The 8,673-nt window shown below is 40.6% G+C and carries 6 protein-coding genes; all 6 read left to right on the forward strand.

The window, feature by feature from the left end; translation table 11 throughout:
- The first annotated feature begins 402 nt into the window (after positions 1-402).
- From CWB66_RS05770 to CWB66_RS05795, 6 genes are read left to right on the forward strand one after another with little or no spacing between them, the layout of a single operon-like run.
- On the forward strand, positions 403-1,944 hold the full coding sequence (locus CWB66_RS05770; RefSeq protein WP_138584643.1) for a pyridoxal phosphate-dependent decarboxylase family protein: 1,542 nt from the start codon (positions 403-405) through the stop codon (positions 1,942-1,944).
- The gene (locus tag CWB66_RS05775; RefSeq protein ID WP_138584644.1) at positions 1,944-3,263 is read left to right on the forward strand and encodes a lysine N(6)-hydroxylase/L-ornithine N(5)-oxygenase family protein; all 1,320 of its coding nucleotides are present in this window, start codon (positions 1,944-1,946) and stop codon (positions 3,261-3,263) included. Before CWB66_RS05770 ends, CWB66_RS05775 begins: the two co-directional genes overlap by 1 nt.
- Entirely contained in the window at positions 3,260-4,438 is a 1,179-nt protein-coding gene (locus CWB66_RS05780) for an MFS transporter (RefSeq protein WP_138584645.1), read from the forward strand. The genes CWB66_RS05775 and CWB66_RS05780 overlap by 4 nt, the downstream gene beginning before the upstream one ends.
- 15 nt (positions 4,439-4,453) lie before the next feature.
- On the forward strand, positions 4,454-6,802 hold the full coding sequence (locus CWB66_RS05785) for a GNAT family N-acetyltransferase (RefSeq protein ID WP_138584646.1): 2,349 nt from the start codon (positions 4,454-4,456) through the stop codon (positions 6,800-6,802).
- Positions 6,795-7,433, forward strand: a complete 639-nt coding sequence (locus CWB66_RS05790) for a (2Fe-2S)-binding protein (protein ID WP_138584647.1) — start codon at positions 6,795-6,797, stop codon at positions 7,431-7,433. The genes CWB66_RS05785 and CWB66_RS05790 overlap by 8 nt, the downstream gene beginning before the upstream one ends.
- A complete protein-coding gene (locus CWB66_RS05795; protein WP_138584648.1) occupies positions 7,417-8,490 on the forward strand; it encodes a heparan-alpha-glucosaminide N-acetyltransferase domain-containing protein in 1,074 nt (357 codons plus the stop codon). Before CWB66_RS05790 ends, CWB66_RS05795 begins: the two co-directional genes overlap by 17 nt.
- Positions 8,491-8,673 lie beyond the last annotated feature (183 nt).

Raw genomic sequence — 8,673 nt, forward strand, 5'->3', positions numbered from 1 at the left:
CCAAACAGTCTGCTGCAAAATAAATCACGAAAGGTCAACTCGCCCTAGTAATAACCTTTACACTTATTGTGCACGCACGATAGGTGTAAAGGGGGTTTACATACTAAACCTTCAGCAACCCCAAATAACCTCGTATATTTAATCCTAGAAAGCTATCAATGCCATTAAAATTTAAGTTTTAGTGGTTTTTTGACAGGGTTCAGACTGTTTTTTATTTTATTTAGTTATATTTTCCATCCTTTTTATTTTTTACAACCCACTGTTAAAAATAGCTTTTATTGAAAGTATTTAACATTTTTTAGAATATAAAAATACAGTAACTCATCCATTTTAACTATTGCAAATGAAAATCGTTACCATTAAGATCGCCGCACCCAAAATGAGTACCTTTAAGGATCGAACGTGTCCCAGTCACAAAGCCTGCAATTAAATGCAGTCGAGAACCAACCCCTTTTTGAGCAAAACGAATTACCCCCTCAGTTTAATTTAGAGCAGTTTATTAATTACCAAATAGCATCGCTACAAGGGTTATCGGCAGTGCAGCAGGCTATGGCTAAAGCACAAAAGCCGTTTTCTGGAGTGTCGGTAAGTACATTGGCTAAAACACTTAACGATGTTGATTTGTCAAAACCACTTGCCGATTTTCCGGCAGTGCTTGACGAGCTAAAAAGTGTTTATTTAGATCATGCTGTGTACTTTCACCACCCTCGCTATATGGCACATTTAAATTGCCCTGTTACTTATCCTGCAGTTGTGGCTGAGCATATTATTGCTGCTATTAATACCTCGGTAGATACGTGGGATCAAAGTGCAGGGGCAACGCTGATAGAGCAAAAGCTAATAGATTGGACTTGTCAAAAAGCAGATTTTCCTAGTACCGCTGATGGTGTATTTACCAGTGGTGGCACACAATCAAATTTAATGGCAATGCTTGTTGCACGTGAGGTAGCTGTTGAACGCTATGCGCCAGGGCATGAAGTAAAACTGCAAGGGTTACCAGCAATTGCATCTCGCTTTCGTATTTATTGCTCTGAGGTGGCGCACTTTAGTATTCAAAAAGCCGCTGCGTTATTAGGGCTCGGTTACGACGCGGTTGTACCCGTTGCAACCAACAGTAAAATGCAAATGGATTTAGATGCACTTAAAACAGCGGTTTCAACTAGCAAGGCGCAAGGTGAATTACCTATTGCAGTGGTGATCACCGCTGGTACTACTGATTTTGGCTCTATAGATCCCATAAACGACATTGCACTTTTGGCTAAGCAAGAGCAGCTATGGTGTCATGTAGATGGAGCGTATGGTGGCGGATTATTAGTTAGCGAAAACCACCGAAATGCTTTAAATGGCATTGAAAAGGTCGATTCAATCACAATCGATTATCATAAATCATTTATGCAGCCAGTTAGTTGCAGTGCATTTTTATTAAGCAATAAGCGCTACTTTAGCCATATTACATTATATGCCGATTACTTAAACCCGTTGGCTGAGGCTGGTAACGGCGTGCCTAATTTGGTTGATAAAAGCTTACAAACCACCCGCCGATTTGACGCATTAAAATTATGGCTTACGCTACGAACAATAGGCGAAGCGCCTCTTGGGTATGCGTTTGATAAAGTTATCGGGCTTGCGCGCCAAACGCATATTGTATTGAACGATCATCCCGATTTTGAAGTTATTAATTATCCTGAACTTAGCGCCTTGGTATTTCGCTTTGCCCCCGCTGATTTACAAACTGACCCAGACTTACTCGATGCGTTAAATTTACACGTACGCAGCACTTTTTTAAAAACCGGCGAAGCCATGATTGCTCGCACTAAAGTTGGCGGGCGTCACTACCTTAAATTTACGTTACTTAACGCTTTATGCCAGCTTAGTGATATACGTGCCGTTATTGATCAAATAAGTGATATTGCTTGGCAGGCTTATAAACAGGAGCAAGTGTAATGAATACTGAACCTTACGATTTTATTGCTATTGGCTTGGGTCCATTTAACTTATCGCTGGCTTGTTTAAGCGAACCTCTGGGCGAAGTTAAGAGTTTGTTTTTAGAACAGCGCAGTCTATTTGATTGGCACCCAGGCATGATGCTTGAAGGGGTTACATTGCAAACGCCATTTATGTCGGATTTGGTGACGCTTGCCGATCCAACGAGCAAATATAGCTTTTTAAATTACGCTAAACTTAATCATCGCCTTTACCCGTTTTACATTCGTGAGAGCTTTTTTTTATTAAGACGTGAGTACAATTTATATTGCCAATGGGTGTGTTCTCAACTTTCAAATGTGGCTTTTGAACAAACGGTTACACAAGTACAATTTTGTGAGCAAAGTAAATGCTATACGGTAACTTGCAACACACTAAATGGCGTGCAAAGTTATGTTACTCGTCACTTGGTGCTAGGAACTGGCCCTGCGCCATATATTCCTGAGTGCGCCACGGCAAGTAACTCGGCTAATGTAATGCACAGTAGTGATTTTTGTCATCGCCTTGACGAATTAAAGCAAGCAAAGCGCGTAACAGTTGTGGGTGCAGGGCAAAGTGCCGCTGAAATTTATCAAACATTATTACAGCAAGCTGTACCCAATGGATTGCAGCTAGATTGGATTGCGCGTTCACCGCGTTACTTTCCGCTTGAATACACTAAACTGACGCTGGAAATGACCTCTCCTGAGTATGTAGATTATTTTTATAATTTAAAAACCGAGCAACGTGATTGGCTTAATCAAAGCCAAAAAAATCTGTTTAAGGGCATTAACGGCGATTTAATTAACAACATTTTTGACACGCTCTACGAGCAAAGCCTAGATGGCCCAATTACAACCACCTTTAAAACTAACAGCAAGCTCAGCGGCGTGAAAAAAATAGGTGAGCGATTACTTACAGATTTTTATCATCATGAGCTTGATCAACACTTTGAAATAGAAACCGATTATTTACTTTGTGCTACTGGGTTTAAATATTCTCGACCTGCGTTTTTAGATGGTATTTCTGAGCAGCTACCAAAAGATGCACACGGGCGCTACATTGTGAGTCGTGAATATGCGGTTGATAAAGCGCAAAAGCAGATTTTTGTACAAAACGCAGAGCAACATACGCATGGTTTTGTAACGCCAGACTTAGGCATGGCGTGTTATCGAAACAGCATTATTTTACGTGAGATTCTGGGCTATGCGCCATACCAAGTAGAACAAAAAATTGCGTTTCAGTGCTTTGATTTAAGTGATGTTGATACTATTGAACAGCAAAAGAGTAATGCCGCATGAGTTTACGCATTGCCCTTATTTTGCTGACGCTTATTTCGGTTGTATGCGATACCTTGCTACTGCCGTTTTACCCGCAATTTTTTGCCAGCGAATTTGCTATACAAGACCCTTCCCTGATTGGTTTATTTGTAGCTAACTGCTGCGTAACAGTCATGCTTGCTTTACCTCTTTGGGCTAAAGTAGCTAAAAAATACCATGAGCTGGCCTTATGGCTAGTAACACAAGTTATTGCTGCCCTGCTTGGCGTGCTTTGCTATTTTGCAAACACGGCTTGGGAGTTTTGGCTTTACTACCAGTTAATGCTTGTTTTTAAAGCCAGTTATTTACTCATTTACCCTTTTGCACTGCGACTAGCGCAGCAGCGTCAGCATTTATCGATTATAGGTTTGTTTTCGGTTCTTATGCACTTTGGCGCTATTGGTGGCGCGTTAATTGGCGGCTATTTTTTAGGGTTAGGTGAGCCACGTTATGCGTTATTGCTAAGTGGTGCAGGCGATTTAATACAAGTACTTTTATGTGCCTATTTAATGGTTTCGTTAAAAATAGGTATACACCAACAGGCAATCGAATCTGAAAAACCGCGTACACGTACTCCTTACTTTATTTGGCAGTTTTGCTTTTTAAGTGTGGTGGTTTACTTTAGCGCATTTTTAATTCGGCCATTTTTTACAACCCATTGGCAAACATTAAGCGTGCAAAGTAGCCCATTTGAAAGCGCACTTGTTTATGCCATTCCTGCTTTTGCTGCGCTTTCTATGCTTATTTTTAATCACTTTAGACACCGTTTGCTATGGCCGACAATGAGCCGCAATTCTACGCTGTTGTGTGCAATGGCATTTGCAGCGCTTGGGCTTTACTTTCAGGCTCAGCAACAAGTGATGTTAGTTATTTTGGCTCGGGTTTTATATGGCATTGCGTTATTTCAAGTCATGGTGCTTTTAGAAGTAATGCTGTTTGCAAAAAGTGAGCCCGCGCATTATGGCAGTGACTTTTCTAAAGTACACATAGCGCAAAATGTTGGGGTTATTTTTGCCTCATTACTTGTGGGTGTAAGCGTAGAGCAGTTTTCTAGCACAGTGCCCTTTTACCTTGCAGCCATTGGCTTTACTGGGCTTGCATTACTTTTATTGTGGCGAGTTAAGTTTGCAGGTCGCACTGCACGTATTGCGTCTTAATTTTTCGGAGATTTTATGTATTTTTCATCATTTTCAACCACGCTTGAGCATACCGGCAAGGTAACCATACGTTTATTACAGCCAACTGATATGTCAATTATTTGTACTTGGCTTAAGCAACCTTATGCGCACTTTTGGGGTATGAATACCCAAACAGAACAGCAAATGTGTAACGCCTATCAAGACATTATTAGTAATGCTCATCATCATGCATATGTTATAGAGCAAAATAATGAGTTATTAGCGCTCGTTGAGCTATACGATCCAGCGCAAGATAGTTTAATGACAGCGGCTTACAAAGCGCAAAAACACGATGTGGGTATGCATATTTTACTCTCGCCAAATACTTCACCAAAACGCCATTTTAGTTTTGAAATGATGCAGTGCGTGCTACAGAGTATTTTTGCTAACAACGCAGCAGCGCGAGTGGTCGTAGAGCCCGATATAGCTAATAATAAAATTCATACCCTAAATAAACGCTTAGGATTTGTGCATACGCAGCACATTCAGCTTGGCAAAAAGCAAGCTTATTTAGGGTTTTGCGATAAGGCCGCTTTTGACAGGCACACCCAATTATTTTCGCAAATGCTAATACCATTAAATACCGATTATGTTAAACATTCACATTGGCAGTGGGCTAATCGGCATTTACAAAGCAAGGCATTAACAGAGCTTGTACACGAGCGCCTTTTAATAGCTGAGCAAATAAATCAAACGTGGCAAGTAAATGTTGAAGGAGGGTATTTTACCTTTAGTGGCCGCGCTATGGCGCTTAACCACATAGACATAGATGAACCAAGCTTATGTTTTTACAACTCAAATGACGAGCAAAAGCCACTTGATGTACTTCGCTTTTTTAGTATGCAAGGGCCTTTACTTGGCTTAACGGGCGAGCGTTTGGCAACGTATCTTGAGGAATTAAATGCCACACTTGCCAGTGCATGCTTTAAACGTGAAAACAATACAACCAGTGCAGATCAATTAGCGCAACAAGGTTTACAACAAATAGAATCAGCAATGAGCGAAGGCCACCCTGCTTTTATCGCTAATAATGGTCGTATTGGGTTTAGCAAAAGCGATTTTTTACGCTATGCACCAGAGGTTGGTAAGCACTTTAAAGTAATTTGGTTAGCAGCGCACAAAAGTGTGTGTACATTTGCGCATAGTAAATATTTTGCTGATTACGAGAGTCATATAAACGGTGAACTTGATTTAACTACTCGCGATCACTTTAGTGCCGCTTTAAAAAATAAAAACCTAAATTTAGACGACTATCTATTAATGCCTGCACATCCTTGGCAATGGCAAAATAAGCTAAGTGTTGTATTTGCCAACGAGCTGGCCAGTAAGCGATTAGTGTATTTAGGTGAAGGTGATGACTTGTATCAAGCGCAGCAATCTATTCGTACTTTGTATAATAGCTCGCACCCGCACAAACCTTATTTAAAAGTAGCATTATCAATTTTAAATATGGGCTTTATGCGAGGGCTTTCTCGTGCATACATGGCGGTAACGCCTCTTATTAACGATTGGGTGTTTGATAAAGTAAGTCAAGATAAACAACTGAAGGCGACTAACTTTGTCGCCCTTAGAGAGTACGCTACGTTAGGCTACGCACACCACACGTTTGAGCAAAGCGCATTGGGTGATACCGCGTATCGAAAAATGTTTGCATGCCTTTGGCGTGAAAACCCAAATCATAATCTCAACAGTGATGAACAATTAACGACTATGGCAGCCTTATTACACTTAGATAATAATGGCCAAAGTATGGTCGGGGCATGGCTAGATCAAAGTGGTTTGAGTACAAATAATTGGTTACAAGCTTACTTTAATGTGTACCTTATTCCTTTAGTTCATTGTTTTTACGCACATAAATTAGTGTTTATGCCGCATGGCGAAAACCTTATATTAAAGCTTAAAAACTCAGTGCCGGTAGGTGCTTACATGAAGGACATTGGCGAAGAAGTTGCACTGCTCAACAGTGATGAACAACTCCCTGAAGGCGTAAAACGTATTCATATTACTATGCCTAAAGAGCATGAGTTATTGAGTATTTTTACTGATGTGTTTGACTGCTTTTTTAGATATTTAGTGGCTATTTTAGTACGTGAAAAACGCATTACGGAGCGTGAATTTTGGCAATGTGTATCGCAAAGTGTTAAAGCGTATCAGCATGCAACCCCTGCGCTAAATGAGCGATTTAAAGAGTATGACTTTTTTAGTGACGAGTTTGCTCATTCATGTTTAAACCGTTTACAGCTTGGCAATAATAAGCAAATGGTTGATTTAGCAGACCCTGCCGGTAGCTTGCAGTTTGCAGGAAGTTTAAATAACCCTGTGGCGCCTTCGCTTTATGGCTAAAAACGTTACACTAGCGCACTTTTTGTTTAGCAGTAATGAGCCTGAAAATGGCCTTGTTCCTAGCTTAGCATTGGTGCGTTTATTAGCTCAACGTTGTAAGGAGCACTACCCAAGTGCTCCTGATCAATTTGTAAGTCGGCATTTATTTTTGCAGCTATGCTGGCAAAGTATTTACGCTTACACTTATTGGTTAACACAAAAGCAAAGTCCCGTTATGCCCACACACACCTTAGTGCATTTACATGGCGCGTATTGTCGGGGTTTAAGTTTTAGCCATGCATCAACTGCGAATAAAAAAATGCAATTTGCTGCGCTTATCCGCTTTTTCACGCAGGTAGGGCAATGGATTAATACCGACCTAGCGCTTAGTCAAAAAGAGCAAGGGCGATTATTGCTCGACACATTAAATAACGCTATACAGCGCGCAAATAGCTTAGCTATAGCACACACCACACATATTACTTACTGCCACAAGCAATTACATTCACTTATTTGCCAAGGATTTGATCTCACTATTTTATTTGAGCCTCTACCTTTGCGTTTAACGTGTTGTCGTTATTATTTGGCTGGATATGACAAGTGCCAAACCTGTCCAAAAAAGGATTCTAAAAATAATGAACCAACGTCTTAAAACCATCGATCTTGCCCGTGGTGCGAGCGTTTTTATAATGATCATCGTGCATACCTTGTGGATGTTCGCAACACCAGATCTGCAAGGTAGCAGTCTATTTGGTACTGTTATTCATATATTAGGAAAAGGCACTGCGTCTTTTTTAGTCGCAATGGGAATATCAATGGCGCTTTCGCGCAGGCAAGCGCCATGGCTTTTAGCAAAGCGCGGCGCTCAATTATTGTTACTTGGGTATGTTATGAACGCAGCTAAATTTTGGCTGCCTATTGAGGTGTTTAACACTATGCCTGAATCGTTTATTAATGCTTACGGATGGCAAAGCCCTTTAAATTCAGAGCAACTAAAGTTTATGTTACTAACGGGTGATATTTTACAGCTTGCCGGTGTTAGTTTACTCCTGTTTGCAGTGCTTAATATTGCGCGCTGGAAAACATATTGGATTGCCACTTTAGCTGTTGCGATTGCATTAAGTAGTGAGTTTGTTCGAGGGTCTCAATTTTCGCTTTTACCCTATGTAAGTGATTTGTTTTTTGCTAATAATTATCAAGTATACTTTCCGGTATTTCCATGGATAAGCGCCATATTAACGGGCTATGTTCTAGGGCGAATATATCAGCAAAAGGATGAGCAATACTTATACAAAGTATGTGCTTGGCTTGGTGGAGCTTTACTTATTGTTGGTGCTGCTTGGCTAGCCGTTGATTTTAAAGGTCAGTTTGGGAATTTCTTTCATTTAAACGGTGGGGGCATTAGTTATTTAATCGGTTTAAATTTATGTGCACTTGCGTTATTACAATACCTATTTGCCAATAAAAGTAGTGGACCTATTACACGTGCTCTTTTATATGCGAGCAAACATGTAACGGCTCTTTATGTTATTCAATGGGTACTTATTTGCTGGCTGATGGGGGTATTTGGTTACCATACTCTTACGCTTTGGCCAACGCTATACTTAATGGTGCTTGTGAGTTTACTTACCTTTGCAGTACATAAACTTTATTTGCAAAGCAAACGCACTACCATAAGCGTTATGCAAAAAACTAAACGCACTGCTTAAAACTGTAAAGGGGCTTTACGGGCGCTACTTTAAGCGCCCTAGGGCGTGTTGACCTTTGTGGATTGAAATTTGTTCAATCTAGGGGCGATTTAATCGTGGCGCGAGGTTTGTAACCTAGTGGGCTAAGTAAAAACCGAGCAACAAAGAGTTAATCGTCCCTAGAAAGAACCCAACGGGCAGCGC

The organism is Pseudoalteromonas sp. S558, assembly GCF_005886635.1.
Taxonomy (GTDB): Bacteria; Pseudomonadota; Gammaproteobacteria; order Enterobacterales; family Alteromonadaceae; genus Pseudoalteromonas; species Pseudoalteromonas aliena.

Bases quoted from the DNA above. Each gene is read 5' to 3' on its own strand.
- CWB66_RS05780 (WP_138584645.1), top strand. From the start codon at position 3,260: ATGAGTTTACGCATTGCCCTTATTTTGCTGACGCTTATTTCGGTTGTA.
- CWB66_RS05795 (WP_138584648.1), top strand. From the start codon at position 7,417: ATGAACCAACGTCTTAAAACCATCGATCTTGCCCGTGGTGCGAGCGTT.
- CWB66_RS05775 (WP_138584644.1), top strand. From the start codon at position 1,944: ATGAATACTGAACCTTACGATTTTATTGCTATTGGCTTGGGTCCATTT.
- CWB66_RS05785 (WP_138584646.1), top strand. From the start codon at position 4,454: ATGTATTTTTCATCATTTTCAACCACGCTTGAGCATACCGGCAAGGTA.
- CWB66_RS05790 (WP_138584647.1), top strand. From the start codon at position 6,795: ATGGCTAAAAACGTTACACTAGCGCACTTTTTGTTTAGCAGTAATGAG.